The sequence below is a fragment of the Mycobacterium simulans genome (assembly GCF_900232995.1).
Taxonomy (GTDB): Bacteria; Actinomycetota; Actinomycetes; order Mycobacteriales; family Mycobacteriaceae; genus Mycobacterium; species Mycobacterium simulans.
Genome location: NZ_OCVX01000003.1, coordinates 1,123,975 through 1,141,777, shown reverse-complemented (window position 1 = coordinate 1,141,777; position 17,803 = coordinate 1,123,975). Strand labels below are relative to the sequence as shown.

At 64.8% G+C, this 17,803-nt stretch carries 21 protein-coding genes; 14 read left to right on the top strand and 7 right to left on the bottom strand.

The window, feature by feature from the left end:
• Window positions 1-364: 364 nt before the first annotated feature.
• Window positions 365-607 (bottom strand): hypothetical protein, encoded by a 243-nt coding sequence (locus MSIMFI_RS05920; protein WP_224770096.1) that lies wholly within the window; start codon window positions 605-607, stop codon window positions 365-367.
• Window positions 608-693: 86 nt separating this feature from the next.
• On the opposite strand from MSIMFI_RS05920, the gene MSIMFI_RS05915 reads away from it, so the two are divergent.
• On the top strand, window positions 694-2,049 hold the full coding sequence (locus MSIMFI_RS05915) for an alpha/beta hydrolase-fold protein (protein ID WP_191496504.1): 1,356 nt from the start codon (window positions 694-696) through the stop codon (window positions 2,047-2,049).
• 49 nt (window positions 2,050-2,098) lie between these two features.
• Here the strand turns inward: MSIMFI_RS05915 and MSIMFI_RS05910 are convergent, their stop codons facing one another.
• Both MSIMFI_RS05910 and MSIMFI_RS05905 read right to left on the bottom strand, forming a co-directional pair.
• Window positions 2,099-2,701 carry an RES family NAD+ phosphorylase gene (locus MSIMFI_RS05910; RefSeq protein WP_191496503.1) on the bottom strand — a complete coding sequence of 201 codons (603 nt, stop codon included), beginning with the start codon at window positions 2,699-2,701 and terminating at the stop codon, window positions 2,099-2,101.
• Complete coding sequence (locus MSIMFI_RS05905; RefSeq protein ID WP_186240968.1) at window positions 2,698-3,093, bottom strand: XRE family transcriptional regulator; 396 nt, start codon at window positions 3,091-3,093, stop codon at window positions 2,698-2,700. Before MSIMFI_RS05905 ends, MSIMFI_RS05910 begins: the two co-directional genes overlap by 4 nt.
• A 169-nt stretch (window positions 3,094-3,262) precedes the next feature.
• Between MSIMFI_RS05905 and MSIMFI_RS05900 the strand changes: the two genes are divergently transcribed.
• The 4 genes from MSIMFI_RS05900 (at window position 3,263) to MSIMFI_RS05885 (ending at window position 6,908) form a co-directional block, all read left to right on the top strand.
• Window positions 3,263-3,481: a type II toxin-antitoxin system CcdA family antitoxin gene (locus tag MSIMFI_RS05900; RefSeq protein ID WP_186240969.1), complete on the top strand. Its 219-nt coding sequence runs from the start codon at window positions 3,263-3,265 to the stop codon at window positions 3,479-3,481.
• Window positions 3,478-3,894: a type II toxin-antitoxin system VapC family toxin gene (locus MSIMFI_RS05895; RefSeq protein WP_224770095.1), complete on the top strand. Its 417-nt coding sequence runs from the start codon at window positions 3,478-3,480 to the stop codon at window positions 3,892-3,894. Before MSIMFI_RS05900 ends, MSIMFI_RS05895 begins: the two co-directional genes overlap by 4 nt.
• Before the next feature lie 428 nt (window positions 3,895-4,322).
• On the top strand, window positions 4,323-5,315 hold the full coding sequence (locus tag MSIMFI_RS05890) for an ArsR/SmtB family transcription factor (protein WP_191496502.1): 993 nt from the start codon (window positions 4,323-4,325) through the stop codon (window positions 5,313-5,315).
• A 60-nt stretch (window positions 5,316-5,375) separates the two neighbouring features.
• Window positions 5,376-6,908, top strand: a complete 1,533-nt coding sequence (locus MSIMFI_RS05885; protein WP_191496501.1) for an FAD-dependent monooxygenase — start codon at window positions 5,376-5,378, stop codon at window positions 6,906-6,908.
• An 86-nt stretch (window positions 6,909-6,994) separates the two neighbouring features.
• Here MSIMFI_RS05885 and MSIMFI_RS05880 read toward each other — a convergent pair whose 3' ends face one another.
• Window positions 6,995-8,419: an aldehyde dehydrogenase family protein gene (locus MSIMFI_RS05880; RefSeq protein ID WP_191496500.1), complete on the bottom strand. Its 1,425-nt coding sequence runs from the start codon at window positions 8,417-8,419 to the stop codon at window positions 6,995-6,997.
• 93 nt (window positions 8,420-8,512) lie between these two features.
• Here MSIMFI_RS05880 and MSIMFI_RS05875 point away from each other — a divergent pair, with 93 nt between their 5' ends.
• Together MSIMFI_RS05875 and MSIMFI_RS05870 are read left to right on the top strand one after the other, a co-directional pair.
• Window positions 8,513-8,854: an ArsR/SmtB family transcription factor gene (locus MSIMFI_RS05875; protein WP_191496499.1), complete on the top strand. Its 342-nt coding sequence runs from the start codon at window positions 8,513-8,515 to the stop codon at window positions 8,852-8,854.
• Between the two features lie 3 nt (window positions 8,855-8,857).
• Entirely contained in the window at window positions 8,858-9,343 is a 486-nt protein-coding gene (locus MSIMFI_RS05870; RefSeq protein ID WP_191496498.1) for an SRPBCC family protein, read from the top strand.
• A 37-nt stretch (window positions 9,344-9,380) separates the two neighbouring features.
• Here MSIMFI_RS05870 and MSIMFI_RS05865 read toward each other — a convergent pair whose 3' ends face one another.
• Together MSIMFI_RS05865 and MSIMFI_RS05860 are read right to left on the bottom strand one after the other, a co-directional pair.
• Entirely contained in the window at window positions 9,381-10,409 is a 1,029-nt protein-coding gene (locus MSIMFI_RS05865) for a fused (3R)-hydroxyacyl-ACP dehydratase subunits HadA/HadB (protein ID WP_191496497.1), read from the bottom strand.
• A gap of 52 nt (window positions 10,410-10,461) precedes the next feature.
• Window positions 10,462-11,142, bottom strand: coding sequence for a DUF998 domain-containing protein (locus MSIMFI_RS05860; RefSeq protein ID WP_191496496.1), 681 nt, complete (start codon window positions 11,140-11,142; stop codon window positions 10,462-10,464).
• A 77-nt stretch (window positions 11,143-11,219) separates the two neighbouring features.
• On the opposite strand from MSIMFI_RS05860, the gene MSIMFI_RS05855 reads away from it, so the two are divergent.
• Window positions 11,220-11,864 (top strand): TetR/AcrR family transcriptional regulator, encoded by a 645-nt coding sequence (locus tag MSIMFI_RS05855; RefSeq protein WP_191496495.1) that lies wholly within the window; start codon window positions 11,220-11,222, stop codon window positions 11,862-11,864.
• Window positions 11,865-11,914: 50 nt separating this feature from the next.
• A complete protein-coding gene (locus MSIMFI_RS05850; RefSeq protein WP_186240976.1) occupies window positions 11,915-12,742 on the top strand; it encodes an SDR family NAD(P)-dependent oxidoreductase in 828 nt (275 codons plus the stop codon).
• A gap of 168 nt (window positions 12,743-12,910) precedes the next feature.
• Here the strand turns inward: MSIMFI_RS05850 and MSIMFI_RS05845 are convergent, their stop codons facing one another.
• A complete protein-coding gene (locus MSIMFI_RS05845) occupies window positions 12,911-13,561 on the bottom strand; it encodes a hypothetical protein (protein WP_191496494.1) in 651 nt (216 codons plus the stop codon).
• 88 nt (window positions 13,562-13,649) lie between these two features.
• Here MSIMFI_RS05845 and MSIMFI_RS05840 point away from each other — a divergent pair, with 88 nt between their 5' ends.
• Genes MSIMFI_RS05840 through MSIMFI_RS05820 form a run of 5 tightly spaced genes read left to right on the top strand, consistent with a single transcriptional unit; the run spans window position 13,650 to window position 17,796 of the window.
• The gene (locus tag MSIMFI_RS05840) at window positions 13,650-14,225 is read left to right on the top strand and encodes a TetR/AcrR family transcriptional regulator (protein ID WP_191496493.1); all 576 of its coding nucleotides are present in this window, start codon (window positions 13,650-13,652) and stop codon (window positions 14,223-14,225) included.
• 49 nt (window positions 14,226-14,274) lie between these two features.
• Window positions 14,275-15,777, top strand: a complete 1,503-nt coding sequence (locus MSIMFI_RS05835; protein ID WP_191496492.1) for an FAD-dependent oxidoreductase — start codon at window positions 14,275-14,277, stop codon at window positions 15,775-15,777.
• Window positions 15,774-16,403 (top strand): TetR/AcrR family transcriptional regulator, encoded by a 630-nt coding sequence (locus MSIMFI_RS05830; protein ID WP_191496491.1) that lies wholly within the window; start codon window positions 15,774-15,776, stop codon window positions 16,401-16,403. The genes MSIMFI_RS05835 and MSIMFI_RS05830 overlap by 4 nt, the downstream gene beginning before the upstream one ends.
• Window positions 16,404-16,438: 35 nt before the next feature.
• Window positions 16,439-17,068 carry a winged helix-turn-helix transcriptional regulator gene (locus MSIMFI_RS05825; protein ID WP_191496490.1) on the top strand — a complete coding sequence of 210 codons (630 nt, stop codon included), beginning with the start codon at window positions 16,439-16,441 and terminating at the stop codon, window positions 17,066-17,068.
• Window positions 17,065-17,796 carry a hypothetical protein gene (locus MSIMFI_RS05820; protein WP_191496489.1) on the top strand — a complete coding sequence of 244 codons (732 nt, stop codon included), beginning with the start codon at window positions 17,065-17,067 and terminating at the stop codon, window positions 17,794-17,796. Before MSIMFI_RS05825 ends, MSIMFI_RS05820 begins: the two co-directional genes overlap by 4 nt.
• Window positions 17,797-17,803 lie beyond the last annotated feature (7 nt).

Genomic DNA, 17,803 nt, shown 5'->3' with positions numbered 1-17,803 from the left:
CTGCCGATGCACGTCAAAACCGCCTACCATCGTCATCAGCGGGACCTCCTCGAGCTCCTGAAAAATTACCGACGCATAGATCATCGAGCGTCTGTGCCGAGGGGGTCCCCATCACATGTCATCTTTCTCGTGTCACTACCAACAGTGGAATGCAACCTCAGCGCGATCGAACGCGCGGCGCGGACGCCGAACGCCGGTACGTACCGAATCCTACGTGGGCTCAGACAACGACCGCCGCGGCAACGCCAGCCGCGAGAATGGCTATTACATAAGCCTTTTGCCGAAGCGGCATTGGTGAACACGGGCGGTGGCCTGGCGGTGGCAGCGTTTGACCTCGGCGGGATCTTGGAGCTCGATCGCGACCTTAACGCCGGCCGCAGGCGCTTCGAGCAGGTTCTGGTCGGTCGGACACGGCGTGGCTGCAAAATTCATCGCGGCGCGCGACGAGAGGGAAGCGATACAGCCGCAGCGACACGACCACCTCGATGAGTTGCGCCCGTTCGCCGAGACCGGCAGGCCCGCCGATTGCAGGATCGTTGGCGCCGGGTCGATACGGATTGGCAAAGTCCAGGGATGTCTGTAATGCCTTGTAAGTCAATCGTTTCACGCTTTTGCGCGCCTACAATTGGTGGTGTCAGCGCAACCGTCTTCACTAGCGGAAGTTGGCGCCAGTGCGACTGAAGGGGTGAACGCATGGTCAGAACACATACGGTTGTGGCGGGGGACACGCTGTGGCAATTGGCGTTGCGCTTCTATGGTGACGCGGAACTGTATCGGTTGATCGCGACCGCCAGCGGGATCGCCGATCCCGGCGCGATCGATGTGGGGCAGCGGCTGATCATTCCCGACTTCACGAGATACACGGTTGTCGCGGGGGACGCGCTGTCGGCGTTGGCTACGCGTTTCTATGGTGACGCGCAACTGTATCGGTTGATCGCCACTGCCAGCGGGATCGCCGATCCCGGCGCGATCGATGTGGGGCAGCGGCTGATCATTCCCGACTTCACGAGATACACCGTTGTCGCGGGGGACACGCTGTTGGCGTTGGCTACGCGTTTCTATGGTGACGCCTCGTTCTATCCGCTGATCGCCAGCGTCAATGGCATCGCCGATCCCGCCGTCATCGACGTCGGGCAGGTACTGGTCATATTCCTCGGGCGCAGCGACGGGTTCGGGCTGCGTATCGTGGACCGCAACGAGAACGACCCTCGCATGTGGTACTACCGGTTCCAGACCGACGCGATCGGCTGGAACCCCGGTGTCAACGTCCTGCTGCCCGACGACTACCGCACCAGCGGACGCACCTATCCCGTCCTCTACCTATTCCACGGCGGCGGCCCGGACGCGGACTTCCGCCAGTTCGACTTTCTAGGCATCCGAAACCTGACCTCCGGAAGGCCGATCATCGTTGTGATGCCCGACGGCGGGCACGCGGGCTGGTACTCCAACCCGGTGGGCTCGTTCGTCGGCCCGCGAAACTGGGAGACATTCCACATCGCCCAGCTGATCCCGTGGATCGACGCGAATTTCCGAACGTATGCCGAGTACGACGGCCGTGCGGTCTCGGGGTTTTCGATGGGTGGGTTCGGTGCGCTGAAATACGCAGCCAAGTACTACGGCCACTTCGCCTCGGTGAGCAGCCACTCCGGCCCGGCGAGTCTGCGCCGCGACTTCGGCCTGGTCGTGCATTGGGCAAACTTGACCTCGGCGGTGCTAGACCTGGGCGGCGCCACGGTCTACGGCGTGCCGTGGGACGAGGCCAGGGTCAGCGCCGACAACCCGGTCGAGCGTATCGACAGCTACCGGAACAAGCGGATCTTCCTCGTCGCAGGCACCAGCCCGGACCCGGTCAACTGGTTCGACAGCGTGCAGGAGACCCAGGTGCTTGCCGGCCAGCGGGAGTTCCGCGAACGCCTCGGCGCCGCCGGCATCCCGCATGAATCGCATGAGGAGCCCGGCGGCCACGTCTTCCGGCCCAATATGTTCGTGCTCGACCTCGACGGCATCGTCGCCCGGCTGCGCCCAGCAAGTGCCGGTGTAGCACTATAAGAACTCGCCAATAGCCTGGCACTGCCGCAGGCACTTGCCCGACGGTTAGTTAAGACGCTTTCTGCATTTTGAGCTTCCACTCACCCGTGACAGTCAAAAGTGCATCGGGAGGCGGATCGGTCAACGCGACGACATCGCCCGCCTGGTGCACGATGCCGCGCCCTTCGAAGAGTGCGATACAGACCTTGCCGTCCAACCGGGACGGAAACTGCACAGCGGCAGCGCCGCGGTCGAACAGATCACTAGCAATCGTCTGTGTGACCTTGCGTCGTTTCGTCGTAATCTCGCTCAGATCGAGATGCTCTAGGCCGTACTCGACCAATAGTGCCGCGTGGCGGTCCTCAAGCTCTTGGCGGGTATCAGCGTCGAACTGGTGCCACTTCGCCGTCACAGGCGCGACCGGAAAATCATCGGCGGCCTCGGGTCCGTAACGCTCGATGTGGCGTTGACGTGCAGCCAGATTCGGCCGGAAGTCCGCCAGCACCTCGCGCAGGCTCGTCACCTCGAACTCGGCAAGATACAGTGTTCGGAACCGCTGGTCGACATCGCCGAACCGGTGCGAGAATCCGTACAGGTCCAGCGGAGTGAAATCAACTGGTGCGCGGTGATATCCGACTCGCCATAATGGGCCGTCGACCGGGCTGCCGCTCACGCCTGAAAGGTAGCCACCTGGCGCGCCGCTTGTATCACCATTGTGAAATCCGCTGTTTCAGTCGCGGCCCCTAGGACCTCGATCGGCGCTTGATCGTCCAGGCGCGTGTTTGTGCCGAACAGCCATGCTTTGGCGGTCTCGTCGTCGTACGCATCGACGAGCATCCGGACTACCTTGTAGCCTTCGCGCAGCCGACGGTCGGTCGTCGCGTGCGGTTGCGGGCCGTCCTCGCGGGTATAGCGGCCTATCTGTTTGGCGTCGGCCAAGCCAGCGATCGCCGCCGAGACGCGCTGGCCAACGGTGTCCTGCAAATACCTGGCGATCTCACGGATCGACATCGAAGCCGCGTCGATTTCGAGCCTGTGTGCAGCTGAAGGGGTCAGAACGGGCATCCCGCGCCTCCATCGCATGTAAAGCGGAAGATCCATACAAACAATACCGCCTACACCACAGTAAACCACCATTAAAACAACACCGCACTCCATCTGAGGACGCGCGGGTCAACTGATCAGGCTCAGGTCAGGTACACCAGCCGTTCAGACTGTGTGTATATTTGTGTGTATGGCAAGGCTGAATGTGTATGTGCCGGATGAGCTGGCGCAGCGTGCACGGGCGCGGGGGTTGAATATTTCGGCGCTGACGCAGGCGGCAATCAGTGCCGAGTTGGAGAATTCCGCAACTGATGTGTGGCTTGAGGGGTTGGAGGCCAGAAACACTGGTGCTCGGCATGACGACGTGCTGGCCGCGATTGATGCCGCTCGCGATGAGCTTGGCGCGTGAGCCAGGCCGCGTCCTCGCCGCCGGCAGAGCCTGTCGTCGTCGATGCCAGTGTGATGGTGGATTTGGTTGCACGCACTGATGATCGGTTCGCGCCGGTGCGTGCGCGGCTGGCTGGAACGGTGATGCATGCTCCGGCGCATTTCGATGCGGAGGTGCTGTCGGCGCTCGGGCGCATGCAGCGCGCCGGCGTGCTGACTGTTGCGCAGGTTGATGTGGCACTGGATGAGCTGCGTCAGGCGCCGGTGACTCGTCACGGCCTGCCGTCGTTGCTTGCCGGGGCGTGGGCGCGGCGCGAAACCTTAGGTCTGGCCGATGCCCTGTACGTCGAGTTCGCCGATACGGCGGGTCTGGTGCTGCTGACCACGGATCACAGGCTAGGCGGCGCGTGGCCCTCGGCCGAGGTCATCGCCTAATCGCAGCTTTCGCTGGCCGGAAGCAGATGCAGCAGGCCGACTGAAGGGCAGCGCATAACCACATTGGTAATCTATTGGCTCGATAGCCCCAATCCGACGGAGTGCCGGGCGCGCAGCGGCGGACCTGGCCCTGTTTGACGTTCACCGTCCGATCGCTGGCTGAGCCTCGGACCGACCCACGACTCCGCGACATCAAATAGCAACGGCCCTAATGCATTTCCCGCTGCGCTTGATGGTGGATCCGTAGCCAATCGGCGGACAACTCTGTGCGGTTGATTCGAAATAACCTGCAAAACTGCATAATTCGTGTCATCCCGTGATAGACCAAGAACGGGACCAGCGCAACGTCAACCGCGAATCGCCCGGCACCATGCTCGCCGGGATGACCACCCGGTACCCGTGCCGATCGAGTCGTAAAATGGATTGGCATGCTGCGGCTGTTCTTCACCGCCAACGATTTCGCGTCGACGCACTTCTTGGCTCAGCCCGCCCCGGCCTTGGAAATCAAGTTCGCGGCGCGCGCGTTGCGCCAAGGCATTTCGACACCGTGGGGTGCGCGGTGGCGATGTAGTGCGCTCGCGGCGCCGTCCACGTCGTCAGCATCGGTGCGGACCTTGACGGGCCCCTTCACGTGGTCGATCTCGCCGACCGTGATTGCGGACGACCTCGACGAGAGCCTGGAGACGGTCTCGAGGTTGAGCACACGCCAACTGCGCGCTGAGCTGGAACAGTTTCGTAGCTGTCCCTACGTCGGAGTTCCGCCATTCCTTCGGTACGCCCTCGAGGGCGACCGACAAGCCACGTTGTCGTTGTGCCGCGGGACGAGGAACCTGTTCACGACGGTGCTCGAGCCGCACTGGCCCGATATTCGGGCCAACCACCGCAGCGAGCGTGTCCGGCGCGGTCGCCTCGTGGCAGACCGCGGTCTGCGCACTGCGTTGACCGCCACCGTCCCCGGCTCCCGGTGGAGCGGCGACTGCCTGGAAATCAATACTCCGCAGGAGCGCACGGTGCGCTTGGCCGGCCGGGGTGTGGTGTTGACGCCCGTCGTCTTCTGGACGGGACCACCGCTGGTCGGCGACCTCGGCGACCAACCGGTCGTGCTCGCCTATCCGGCGCCGGCCGAGTTGACGTTTCGCGTCGGCAGCGAATCCGACACGCTCGCCGCCATTCTCGGATCCACCCGCGCGGCAGTGCTGCGGTTGTTGGTCGATGAACACACGACCGGCGACGTCGCGCGAACCCTCGGTATCAGTCCAGCGTCGGCGTCCGAACACACCTCGGCGCTACGGGCCGCTCGCCTGGTCAACAGCCGCCGCGACGGCAAAGCCGTCGTCCATCACGCCACCGGTCTCGGCGTCGACCTGCTCGATGCGAACCGCCGCCAGCCCGGCGTGAGGTTTCGGTCGTCCCCGAATTGATTGCACAACGCCGTCGCCTAGTCGCAGTGTCGGCGGTAACGCGTTGCCGGGAGGCGAGTCGTGGATGTAGTGATTGTCGGAGGTGGCCCGGTCGGGTTGATATTGGCCTGCGAGCTGAGCTTGGCCGGTGTGCGTCCCGTTGTGCTGGAACGGCTCGCCCAGCCACCCGACGAGACCCGTGCAAACGGATTGGTCGGTCAGGTGGTCCGGATGCTCGACCGGCGAGGCCTATATCAGCGGCTGACCGGGGATTCCGAGATTCCCCAGCCGGCCCCGACGTTTTTCTTCGGGGCACTGCCTCTAGATCTGGCCGCACTCGACGACAACCCGTTCTATCTTCTGCCGGTGCCGCAGCCACGCATTCAGCAAGTCCTGGACGAGCGTGCCGCCGAGCTGGGGGTGGAAATCCGCCGCGGTCATGAGCTCACGGGCCTGTCACAACGCGCCGATGAGGTGATCATCGAGGTCAACAGTCCCGGGGGCCGCTACGAGATGCGCTGCCGCTACGTCGTCGGGGCCGACGGCGGCCACAGCACGACCCGCGAGTTGGCCGGTATCGGCTTTCCGGGCACGACAAACGACGACGTGGTAGCCCGCACCGTCGAGGGTGCGGTGCCCGCCGACCTGGTCGATACCGCCACCGGTGGGCTGAATGTGCCTGGTTATGGACACATCCCGCCGTTCATCTCGCAACGCACCGACACCGGGCTGTTTGCCTTCGGGAATCTACCGTCACGTCCTCCGTTGATGTTCACGGTTGAGTGGACCGCCGGCGGCGTCGACGAAACGGTGCCATTCACGCTTGGCGAATTCCGCGAGAGTGTCCGTCGAGTGCTGGGCGCCGATCTGCCCCTACAGCCGCCAGCGCATCGGCTCACCCGCACGACCGGTGTCAACACCCGTCTGGCCGAGCGTTTCTCCGATGACCGCGTGCTCTTGGTGGGCGATGCCGCCCACGTTCAGTTCGTGCTCGGCGGCCCGGGATTAAATCTCGGCCTGCAGGACGCGATCAACGTCGGTTGGAAACTCGCGGCGTCGATACGCGGCTGGGCGCCGCGACGCCTGCTGGACACCTACCACGCCGAGCGCTGGCCAGCCGCGCGCCGGGCCGCCTTACACACCCAGGCACAGCTCGCGCTGCTCGCACCCGGCGCCGAAGTCACCGCGCTGCGGGAACTGTTCACCGAACTCCTCGACGACGTGCACACAGTCGCCCACATCGCGAACTTGATGGCCGGTGCTGACGTTCACTACGACATGGGCGCCGCCGGCGCCCACCCACTCGTCGGCCGCTGCGCCCCGGACCTGGTGCTCGATACTGGCCACGGCACGCTGCGACTGGCCGAGCTGACCAGGACCGCCCGACCACTCCTGCTCGACCTCACCGAAGACGCCTGCTACGCAACCGAAGTCGATGGGTGGCGGGACCGCGTCGATACCGTCACCGGCTGCACACGCGACTCCCGCGCGTGCGCCCTGCTGTTGCGCCCGGACTGCTACGTCGCCTGGGCCACCGACACAGCTCGGCCTGATCATGCACTTCGGGAATCGCTGCGCGCTGCACTCGCCACCTGGTTCGGAGCTGCGGCGTGACCAGTTCCTCGCCAGCTCTCGTGCGCCGCGATCCGGTCGAAATCGATTCCGTACTAGTACTTTTCGCCGGGCGCGACTGCTGCGGGCTACTGGGGCGCGTAGCCGACGGTGCCCTTGACCTCCAGGTACTCGTCGAAGCCGAACTCACTCCATTCGCGACCATTGCCGCTGCGCTTGTAGCCACCGAAGGGTGAGTTCAGGTCGAACGCGTGGTTGATCGCGACCTGACCGGCACGAATCCTGCGGGCCACCGCACGCGCCGCCTCTATGTCGCCGGCCGAAACATAGCCCGCCAGGCCATAGTCGGTGTCATTGGCGAGTTCCACCGCGTGATCGACGTCGTCGTACTCCAGGATGCACAGCACCGGCCCGGAGATCTCCTCGCGCGCGATCGCCATGTCATTGGTGACATCGGCGAACACCGTCGGCCTGACGTAGTAGCCGGTGTCGAGACCGTCCGGTCGGCCGAGGCCGCCGGCAACGACGGTGGCGCCCTCGTCGATGCCCGACTGGATCAGGCGCTGGATCTTGTCGAACTGTGCCTTCGACGCCACCGGACCGATCGCCGACTTGTCATTCGGGTCGCCAACCTTCACCGACTCGGCGGCGGCCCGGGCGGCGGCGAGGGCCTCGTCCTTGCGCCCCTTCGGCACCAGCATGCGTGACGGCGCGTTACAGCTCTGACCCGAGTTCGGCATCATCGCCTTCACACCGATCGCGACGTTCCGCACGAAGTCGTCGTCGTCGAGCACGATGTTCGGGCTCTTTCCGCCCAGCTCCTGCGTCACGCGCTTCCCCGTCGCCGCGGCGTTCTTGGCGACGTCGATGCCCGCGCGCGTCGAACCGGTGAATGACCCCATGTCGATGCCGGGATGGCTCGCCAGCGCCACGCCGACACCGGCGCCGTCACCGAAGACCATGTTGTAGACGCCCGCCGGTACCCCTGCCGCCTCGATCACCTCGGTGAAGATCTGCCCCGAGTACGGCGCGACCTCGGACGGCTTGAGGATCATTGTGCAACCGGTTGCCAGCGCGGGGTACACTTTGCAGGCGATTTGGTTGAGCGGCCAGTTCCACGGCGTGATCAGGCCGCACACCCCGATCGGCTCCTTGGTCACCAGCGTCGACCCGCGCGATTCCTCGAACGAGAAGTTCTTCAGCGCATCGATCGCATTGGTGAGTTGTCCGAGGCCGAGGTAAACCTGGGTACCCGAACCGAGCGACGGCGGCGCGCCCATCTCCTCGGAGACCGCCTCGCCGAGGTCGGCGGACCGCTTCTGATACTCGGCGAGGATCGCCCGCAGCAGGTCGAGGCGCTCTGCCCGGCTGCTCGTCGACCAGGTAGCGAACGCTGTCCTGGCGGCCTTGACGGCCTTATCGACGTCGGCCGCCGAACCCAGCGCGATCTTGCCGCTGACCTGCTCGGTGGTCGGATTGTCGATGTCGAGGCTGTTGGGCTCGACCGGATCGACCCACTCGCCGTCGATGTAGAACTTCAGATATTCGCGCATGGCTGTACTTTTTCACCACTGCGTGCTGCACACCAGGTTCGGAATTCGGCGAGGGCTTGACAACATACAACCGATCGGTTGTATGTTTGACGAGTGATCGGGATCGACGAGGACCGGGCGGACGCCCTGTTCCACGCGCTCGCCGACCGGACCCGGCGTGACATCATGCGCCGGGTGCTGGCTGGGGAGCACTCGGTTTCCACGCTCGCAGTGAAGTACGAGATGAGCTTTGCGGCGGTGCAGAAACACGTCGTCGTGCTGGAAAGGGCCGGGCTGCTCACCAAGCGACGCAGCGGTCGCGAGCAGCTGGCCAGCGGCGATGTGGCGGCGGTGCGGTCGGTGGCGTCCATGCTCACTGAGTTGGAACAGGTTTGGCGTGGTCGCATCGCACGCATCGACGAACTCATCTCATCCGACTCAATCAAGGAGGACTGAACCATGCCGGTGACCGACGTCCAGCAGGATCTCGACAACCTGACCCTGACCATCACCGCCGACTTCGCGGCGCCGGTGGCGCGGATCTGGCAGGTCTACGCCGACCCGCGTCAGCTGGAAAAGGTGTGGGGGCCGCCGACCTATCCGGCGACCGTGGTCGACCACGACCTCAGGCCAGGTTGCCGCACAACGTATTTCATGACCGGCCCGGAGGGTGACAAGCATGCGGGATGGTGGCAGATCACGGCCGTGGACGAGCCGACGAGCTTCTCCTTCGACGATGGCTTCGCCGACTTGGACTTCAACCCGCTCCCCGGAATGCCGGTCTCCCGGAACGTCTACACCTACGTCGAGCACGACGGCGGCACTCGCGCGACCTATGTGAGCACCTTCGAGTCCGCCGAGGCGCTCCAGCAGGTGCTGGACATGGGCGTGATCGAGGGCGCCTCAGCGGCGATCAACCAAATCGACGACCTGGTTGCCTCCTGAATCGCGCCGACGGGCGTGCCGGAGCAGGGACGCCAGATCAGCGGAAGCGGACGTTCATCGTCGCCAAGCCGAAGATCTTTCGGCCACCGGACCTGGCGGCAAGAACGACAACACCGGTGCGCGTGGCCGGGTCTAGTGACTTGATCCGGCCGCTGAATTCAATGTCGGCGCCGTCGATCGCCGGCACGATTGCGGGCGCGGACAGCCGCACCGCGTAGCGGCTGACCGCGCCGGGGTCGCCCGACCAGGCGGAGGCGAATCCGGCACCCAAACCCATGGTGAGCATTCCGTGGGCGATCACGTCGGGCAGTCCAGCCAGCTTGGCGAGGTTCTCGTCCCAATGAATGGGGTTGGCATCGCCGGCCACGCCGGAATAGTTCACTAGGTCGCCGCGGGACAGTCGGGCGTGGCGGACCGGTAGTTCGTCACCTACCCGCACGTCATCGAAGGACGGTGTCCCTGGCGTGCGGGTAGTGCCGCCCTCGGCAATCCGAACTTCGCCCTCGGGGCGCACCGTCTTGTGATAGGCGGCATCGGATTCGCCGATTGGGAGCGCGTACGCATCGTGCATCATCGCGTTCTGCACGGCGGACTTGATCGCCGGATCGACATCCTCGGCGGTGAGGCCGACGACGGTGGTGTGCAGGGTGTGCACCCGCTCGCCGGCAGTGTCGGTGAAGGTGTTGGTCACGGTGATCAGGTCTCTGCCAGCAATCCTGCGAACCGACGTCAGTTCGACGTCAACGTGCAGCTCGTCGCCGGCCACGATCGGGCGGTGCTGCTCGAAGACCTCTTCGGTCTGCACGTAGGTGTCGTAACCGACGACCACCGATTCGAACATGCGGCGATTGCAGGCCATGCCGGGGACCGACGTAAACGTGAGCGGCGCCACCAGGCCCGAATATCCCAGTTCTGCGGCGGCGGCGACATCCCAATGTGCTGGGTGGCTATCCTGCACTGCCCGGGCGTACTCGCGTACCTTCTCGCGGCCAACCAGGTAGGTGTCATCCATCTGGTAGTAGTGGCCAACCCGCGATTCGATCGCCGACGCTTCTGTTGTGGTCATGAATGTGCTCAACTTTTCTATCCGCCTGTTCGCTGAGGCGGACCAAAGCACACTAACGTGCGGACCCCGTAGCCGTATGGCCGACGTTGCGGTACAGCTTGACCGAGACGGCCGTTAGCCACGCCCAGACCACCACGACGGCCGCGGTGAAGGCCAAAATCGAAGCGGTGCTACCGGAGGACATCGTGAGGAAGCTTCCCGCGAACAAAAACCCGGCGATGCGCGAAAACCACGCCCAGCCGGCGCCGCCGGGTCCTCGCGCAAACCATCCGCCAACCACGAAACACGCGGCGACCAGGCAGATGAAGCCCACCGTAGCGACGGCGAAATGGGTCATGCAGTGCCAGCTCGGATGACCCATGCCCGGCGGTGTGCCGGGCGGGAACCCGTCGGACGGGTCGGCGCGAAAGGCCGCCGCGATCATCAAAGCGAGTCCATAGCCACCCAGCAGACCGGCCGCCCATGCTGAGCGACGTCCCTCGCCGAGTGCGCGGCGGAACCCTACGGCCGCCGCGATCGTCATCGCGCCGGTGATCAGAAAGGTCGCGATCTGGATCCACCCGAGGTCTCCGTTGGCGAGCTGGCTGGCGGCATGTCGGGTCGGGTCGAACCCGTCACGAGTGGCCGCCTGGGCGCCAACCGACAGCACATAGATCGGGCCGGCGATGACGCCGTATCCGAGAAGCGATTTGGTGATGCGGCCCGAAAGGGGCGGGCAATCGGTGATGGTCAAAGCGGGCCTCCGTGTCACTATGGAACTAGACCGTACAGTACCAAAAACTAGACTGTCCAGTACTCTCCGGAGGTGACATGACCGAGCCACTGGGTCGTTCCGCCCGCAAACGAATGACCATCCTGTCCGCGGGTCGGGAACTGTTCCTGGGCAACGGTTATCAGGGCACCAGCGTTGATGCGATCGCGGCGTCGGCCGAAGTGTCGAAACAGACGGTGTACAAACACTTCGGCGACAAGCACGAACTGCTGATGGCCATCGTGAACGAGGCCTTGGAGACCACGGTCTCCGCGTTCGTGGCCCGCGCATCGATGCTCGCGGAAACCACCGATCTGGAAAAGGACTTGATCGCACTGGCCGGCGACTACCTGCGCGCGGTCCTACAAGAACCCGTGGTGCAGCTGCGCCGGTTGGTGGTCGGTGAGGCCAACCGCCTACCCGACCTCGCTGCGCTCTACTACGACCGAGCCCCGAGCCGGATGCTGTCGGCGTTCGCCGACTGCTTTGCCCGGCTGGACCAGCGCGGCCTGTTGGAGGTACGTGAACCAGACACTGCCGCTGAGCATTTCGCGTTCCTCGTGGTCGGCCGATGCATCGACCAGGCACTGTTCTACGGCGGGCCACGAGTGGAGTCCGCCATCGACGTCGACCGCCACTCACGGTCCGCCGTACGAGTGTTCCTCGCCGGTTATCGGCCTGCCGGAAAGGCGCGCCGACGCTAAGTTCCGGACGTGGTCGCTGGGTCGACGCGTTAGCAGGGTATAAGACGTATATGCAATCCGTTAGCGGGATCAATGTCCTAGTCACCGGGGCGGCCATGGGCCTTGGCAAGCTGTTCGCCACCAAGGCCGTCAAGGAGGGGGCCGCGGCGGTGGTCCTTTGGGACGCCAACGAAGCCGCGCTGAAGGAGACCGCTGCCGAGTTAGAAGCCGAGCTGAAAGCGGCTGGGGGCACGATCCATTGCGAGACCGTCGACGTCACCTCGCAAGCCGGGGTGGCCGAGGCGGCCGAGCGGGTCCGCGCCACTGTCGGCACGATTCATGTGCTGTTCAACAACGCTGGCATCGTGCGTGGCAACGGCTACTTCTGGGAGAATCAGCCGCGCGATTTCACGCTCACCATGGAAGTCAATTCCATTGGCCCCATGCTGGTGGCCCGGGAGTTCCTGCCGGCGATGATCGAGTCGGGCGCGCAGTGTCGCGTCGTCAATATCGCATCGTCGGCCGGGCTGAACGCCATCCCTCGCATGGCCGCGTACGCCGCTTCCAAGTGGGCGGCGATCGGCTTTTCTGATTCCGTTCGGCTGGAGCTTGAACAGGCCGGTCACGAGGAGGTCAGGGTCACGACCGTCTGCCCTACCTACATCAATACCGGCATGTTCGACGGCGCTAAGGGCATCCTGTTCACTCCGATGCTCAAGCAGGAAGACGTTGTCGAGCAGACATGGACAGCGATGTTGGAGGGCCGGCCGTTCGTCATCATGCCGTGGACGTCGAAGATGAATAAGGTGCTATCGGCTGTGCTGCCTACCCGGCTGCGCGATGTGTACCTCCGGCGCGTCGGCGTATACAACTCCATGGACGAGTTCCGCGGGCATTAGGTCCGGACGCAACGGGCCATCGCATGCCATGCGGATATCCACCTCCACCGAAGCGAGAAGGCTTGGGCCATGGATCATTCCGCGACGGTGATCGTCGACTGGTTTACCCATACGACGTTGAAGTAGACCGGGGCCGGCCGACGTGTTTGGCTGCTTCGACCGCGATGATCACCGTGCCGCGGCGACGGTGTGGGTAGATCGACCTCGTTCATCCGATGAATTTAGTTGGGGTAGCAGATATTCCAGCTGACCAACCTCTTCGATGTTGTGCCTGATCCAGGCATGGAGCATGTCGTCGGGGAAGCGTCTGCAGGCGATGCGGTTGATCGGCGCGAACAGCGGCGTGCGCGCCCCGACGTCGAGCACGGTGACGTAATGGACGCCATCCGGCCCCGCCGACCAGGTGTGCTCGAGCTGAAAGGCGATGACGCCGGCAACCCGCTCCACCAGGCGAATGCCCGTCTCGTCCAGCTTTTCTACGCGGTCGACGACGTCGACTTTGAACTCTGGCCTAGCGCCGAAGGCTTCGACGATGCGAAAGCGGGCTCCCTCGGCTGCGCCGCCCCCTGGCGCCGGCTTCGCCAATTCCCAGTGAATGTGATCGATCGGGTGCCACGCGAGGTAGCGGGGGATGATCTCATCGCCGTACGGCATGGTTCCGTCCAGCTGGGTGAACCAATCGAAAAGCATCGTCGGGGTGACGTCAGCTAGCACTCGATGGTCGATGGTGACGCGACGGCGGTGATGCGCAAATCTGCTGAAGCGCACAGTCGCGGTGTCTACCGAGCGCAGCGGGTACAAAACCGGTCGTGCCTTCATGAGGACCTCCAAGATACGATACCGTTTCTTGCAACAGAGAGTACGAGTCGGAGCTAAGAAACGCAATCGTTTCTTGGAAGGATCGTCGATGCGGCGACGCCACGGTCAGGAACTCGATGCGGCGATCAGGGACGCGGTGCTCCGGCTCGTCGTTGAGCACGGCGCGGCCAGTGTCACCATGGAGGCCGTCGCGAGCGCCGCGGGCACCAGCAAGGCGGTGCTCTACCGGCGCTGGCCCGACAGCCCGGCGCTAGTCCGAGACACTCTGCTACGCATAGCTGTCGCAGCGATCCCACACGAGGACACCGGGAGCTACCGCCAGGACATGCTGGCGGTACTTCGCGGCTGGGCTGACCTATTCACCGGTCCACAGGCCGCCGTCATCCAGGCCGGGATCGCCGCGGCCGCACACGATTCCGAACTCGCCGAGGCCTTCCGCACCGACGTAATCGGCTGGCGCAAAAAGGAGATGGCTGATCTGCTGGCTCGTGGTGTCGCCCGTGGCGATGTGCGCGCAGACGTGCCGATCGAGATCGCCCGCGAGCTCGGTCAGAGCGTGCTGTGGCACCGGCTGCTGGTGACCGGCGACCCGATCAACGACGAGCTGATCGTGCAACTCGTCGACGAGGTGCTCGTACCGTTCGTCACGCCTCGACGGTCCTGAGGACGATTTTGTTATCGATAACGTACCGTTAATAAACTACGCTGGCAACATGCATAACCCTGAGGTTCTGGTCGTCGGCGCGGGCCCGACGGGTCTGACGCTGGCCTGTTCGCTGCGGTTGCACGGGATTTCGGTATGCGTCGTCGATCGTGCACCCGGCCCGGCGACGACGTCACGGGCCAACTTCATGCCCGCCCGCGGGTCCGAGGTGCTCGACCGGCTGGGCGCGCTGGGCACCCTGCCGGACGAGTCGCTGCGCGCGATGCGGGTCACGACATACCTCGGCGACCGCCCGATCATGAACCTGAAGTTCGGCGATCCCGGACTGCGAACCGCCGGCCCGCCAATGGTGGTGTCACAGACCAGGGTTGAGGCGGCCCTTCGCGCTCGGTTGGCCGAACTCGGCGGGGCCCCGGGGTGGAACAGCCCGCTCGTCGAGGTCCAGCAGGACGAGAACGGCGTCACCGCCGTACTGGGCAACGGCCGCTCGGTGCACACGCGATGGCTCGTCGGGTGTGACGGCACGAGCAGCACCGTGCGAGAGCTTGCCGGCATCGGTTTTCCCGGCGTCAAACTCACCGAACGCTTCCTGTTGGCTGACCTGCACCTGGACTGGGACCTCGATCGAGGCGGAACCACCGGCTGGATTCATCCGACGGGCATGATTGGCGTGATGCCGATGCCCGACCCGGGTGGACGAAATGACCTGTGGCGGATCATCGCCTATGACCCCGGTTACGACGAAAAGCCGAGCGACCAAGACATTCTCGACCGACTTCGACAGATCCTGCCCGAGCGAACCGAGCGCGATGTCCTCATCGGCGGGGCCGAGTGGGTTTCGCTCTTCTCGGTGCATCGCCGGCTTGCCGACAGCTACCGTCGAGGCCGGATCCTGCTCGCGGGCGACGCAGCCCACGCGCACGCGCCGTTCGGCGGGCAGGGAATGCTCACCGGTGTTGGGGATGCGGAGAATCTGGCGTGGAAACTCGCTCTCATCTTGCGCGGCAAGGCGATCGAGTCGTTGATCGACACGTATCAGGCCGAACGCCGGCCGCTGGCCGCCGAGGTGCTGCGGGGCACCAGCACGGTGACCCGAATCAACATCGCGAGCAGTTCGGTGGGTCGCTTTCTGCGGGACCGAGTTGTCGCCCGGCTGTTCAACGTCCCCGCAATCCAGCGGTGGGCCACCTACACCACCTCGCAGCTATGGGTGAGCTACCGCAAGGGCCCGCTGGGCGGACGCGGGCGCAAGCCGCGGCCCGGTGATCGGATCGCCGACGTTGAATGCGAACGCGAAGACGGGTCGCCGTCGCGGCTGTACGCGGAGCTTGGCAGCCACTGGGCGCTGTTGGCTCCGAAGAGTGTCGAGCCCGCCTGCGAACCAGCCGCCCGCCGGCGCATCGGCGAATATCTCGGAGTACTGCGCTACGACGGTAATCAAGCGATGCTCGTGCGTCCGGACGCCCACCTAGCCTGGCGGGGCGAGCCGGACGATGCCGCGGGCCTTGACCGCTGGCTGGCGAATGCCTTGTCGGAACCTTCAGTTCGATGACGCAGAGCCGAAGCCGTGGCCGACCACGGGACCCCGCCACCGATGACGCGATCCTGCGCGCTGGCCTCGAGCTCTTCATCGAACGTGGCATTGACGGTGCCAGCATCGAGCAGATCGCAAAGCGTGCTGGCGTCGGCAAGCTAACCATCTACCGCCGATGGTCCAGCAAGGAGGAGTTGATTGCCGCGGCCATCGAAACGCAGGTAGCGCATGAGGTGGAGTGTCCATCAGAAGATTTGATTAACCGGGTTTCGCCACATCAACTGGTTGAGGCCGCGCTGTCGAAAGCGGCCGAAACGGGTGCGGCGCCCGAGTTCCGGGCACTCGTCGCGCGGATTCTGGGCTCTACCGTCAGCCATCCATCGCTGATGGCGACCTATTGGAAGCATTACGTGCTACCGCGCCGCCACCTCGTGGCGCGGCTGCTCGAACGGGCACGCAACGCCGGCACGGTAGCGGCCGACGCAGATCCAGATGTGCTGATCGACATGATGGCCGGCGCGGTGATGTACCGGGTGCTCCAGCCCGATCCGCCCGATGTACCCGAGATGGTGGCCTACCTCAAGGCGATCTACCGTCAGGTCGGCCTCCTTCCGCCGGCGCAGGACGGCGGGCCGCAAGACTAGATTCTATCAAGCGCGCTTGATATTCTCAAGCAAGAATGAGTCGAAGCTACGGCCAGTACTGCGGTCTCGCTCGGGCGCTCGATGTGGTGGGCGACCGGTGGAATCTGCTGATCGTTCGCCAGCTCCTCATGGCACCCGCCCGCTTCCGCGAGCTGCTCGACGGGCTCCCCGGCGTGGCCACCAACCTGCTCGCCGACCGCCTCCGCGGCCTCGAGACCGCCGGCGTGGTCGAGCGACGGCTGGCCGAGGAGGGCAATGCCATCGTGTACGCGCTCACCCCATGGGGCGCTCAGCTGCGTGAGCCGATTGAGGGCCTCATCCGCTGGTCCGCGCCGCTGATGGAACGCGGCCCAGGCGGCGACATCCTGCAGCCTCGCTGGCTGGCTGTGGCCCTCCCGGCGCTGCTCCGCGGAAGGAGGGCAGAACCTCCGGCTGAGCTTGGCATCGAGGTCGGCGGTGTTTGCATGACACTTCGGATCGGCAAGGACGGTCCCCGCGTGAGCGTCCAACCCGCCCGGCGTCCAGACACGGTCCTGGTAGCAGAGCCCGAGGAGGTGCTAGGACTCGCCGCCGGTGTGATCAGTGTCGACCAAGCACTTTCCCGAGCAAGTCTCCATGGCGACCCGAGCGTCCTTACCACGGTGCTGGGCGCGGCGCAGACATGAACCGCTTGCTCGACGAGGTCCTCGCCGCCCATGGCGGCCTTGAACGGTGGCGCGCCGTTACGGCGCTCACCGCCCATGGCAGCTTCGGCGGTCTGCTGCGCTCGCGCTTCCCCGGCAACCGAATGGAAAGCGTCAACGTGCGTGTTCAGCTGGCAGAACAGCACGCCATCTTCTTCGGCTTCCCGCAGCACGACCAGCGAGCGGTGTTCGACCGAGGTGACGTACGAATCGAGACCCGCGACGGCGAACTGATCAGCGCCCGGCGTAACGCCCGCGCCGCCTTCGCTGGCCTCAGCGGACTCCGTCGCAACCTTCACTGGGACGCTCACGATGCCACGTACTTCGCCGGATACGCATGGTGGAACTACCTCTCGCTGCCCATGCTCCTGACGCGCGACGGAGTGTCCGTCACCGAAGCCGGCCCGTGGCGGGAGGCAGGCCAGCAGTGGCGACGCCTCGAGGTCGGCTTCTCACCAGAGATTCACACCCACTCCCGACGACAGACGTTCTACGTTGATGCTGCCGGCCTCATCCGTCGACACGACTACGTTGCCGCGCCGATCGGTCGGTGGGCGCACGCCGCCCACTACTGCGACGACCACCGACACTTCGCCGGACTGGTCTTTCCCACCCGCCGCCGGGTGCGCCCACGAGGACCCGGCGGGCGAGCTCTCCCGTATCCGATCCTCGTCGCGCTCGACATCGACCAAATCGAGATCGAAACATAACCACACA

What these genes read in the sequence shown, in the direction of transcription:
- MSIMFI_RS05840 (WP_191496493.1), top strand. Translation starts at nt 13,650, where the DNA reads ATGCGGCGACGCCACGGTCAGGAACTCGATGCGGCGATCAGGGACGCG.
- MSIMFI_RS05845 (WP_191496494.1), bottom strand. Translation starts at nt 13,561, where the DNA reads ATGAAGGCACGACCGGTTTTGTACCCGCTGCGCTCGGTAGACACCGCG.
- MSIMFI_RS05915 (WP_191496504.1), top strand. Translation starts at nt 694, where the DNA reads ATGGTCAGAACACATACGGTTGTGGCGGGGGACACGCTGTGGCAATTG.
- MSIMFI_RS05850 (WP_186240976.1), top strand. Translation starts at nt 11,915, where the DNA reads ATGCAATCCGTTAGCGGGATCAATGTCCTAGTCACCGGGGCGGCCATG.
- MSIMFI_RS05905 (WP_186240968.1), bottom strand. Translation starts at nt 3,093, where the DNA reads ATGCCCGTTCTGACCCCTTCAGCTGCACACAGGCTCGAAATCGACGCG.
- MSIMFI_RS05835 (WP_191496492.1), top strand. Translation starts at nt 14,275, where the DNA reads ATGCATAACCCTGAGGTTCTGGTCGTCGGCGCGGGCCCGACGGGTCTG.
- MSIMFI_RS05880 (WP_191496500.1), bottom strand. Translation starts at nt 8,419, where the DNA reads ATGCGCGAATATCTGAAGTTCTACATCGACGGCGAGTGGGTCGATCCG.
- MSIMFI_RS05855 (WP_191496495.1), top strand. Translation starts at nt 11,220, where the DNA reads ATGACCGAGCCACTGGGTCGTTCCGCCCGCAAACGAATGACCATCCTG.
- MSIMFI_RS05870 (WP_191496498.1), top strand. Translation starts at nt 8,858, where the DNA reads ATGCCGGTGACCGACGTCCAGCAGGATCTCGACAACCTGACCCTGACC.
- MSIMFI_RS05865 (WP_191496497.1), bottom strand. Translation starts at nt 10,409, where the DNA reads ATGACCACAACAGAAGCGTCGGCGATCGAATCGCGGGTTGGCCACTAC.
- MSIMFI_RS05830 (WP_191496491.1), top strand. Translation starts at nt 15,774, where the DNA reads ATGACGCAGAGCCGAAGCCGTGGCCGACCACGGGACCCCGCCACCGAT.
- MSIMFI_RS05825 (WP_191496490.1), top strand. Translation starts at nt 16,439, where the DNA reads ATGAGTCGAAGCTACGGCCAGTACTGCGGTCTCGCTCGGGCGCTCGAT.
- MSIMFI_RS05900 (WP_186240969.1), top strand. Translation starts at nt 3,263, where the DNA reads ATGGCAAGGCTGAATGTGTATGTGCCGGATGAGCTGGCGCAGCGTGCA.
- MSIMFI_RS05820 (WP_191496489.1), top strand. Translation starts at nt 17,065, where the DNA reads ATGAACCGCTTGCTCGACGAGGTCCTCGCCGCCCATGGCGGCCTTGAA.
- MSIMFI_RS05890 (WP_191496502.1), top strand. Translation starts at nt 4,323, where the DNA reads ATGCTGCGGCTGTTCTTCACCGCCAACGATTTCGCGTCGACGCACTTC.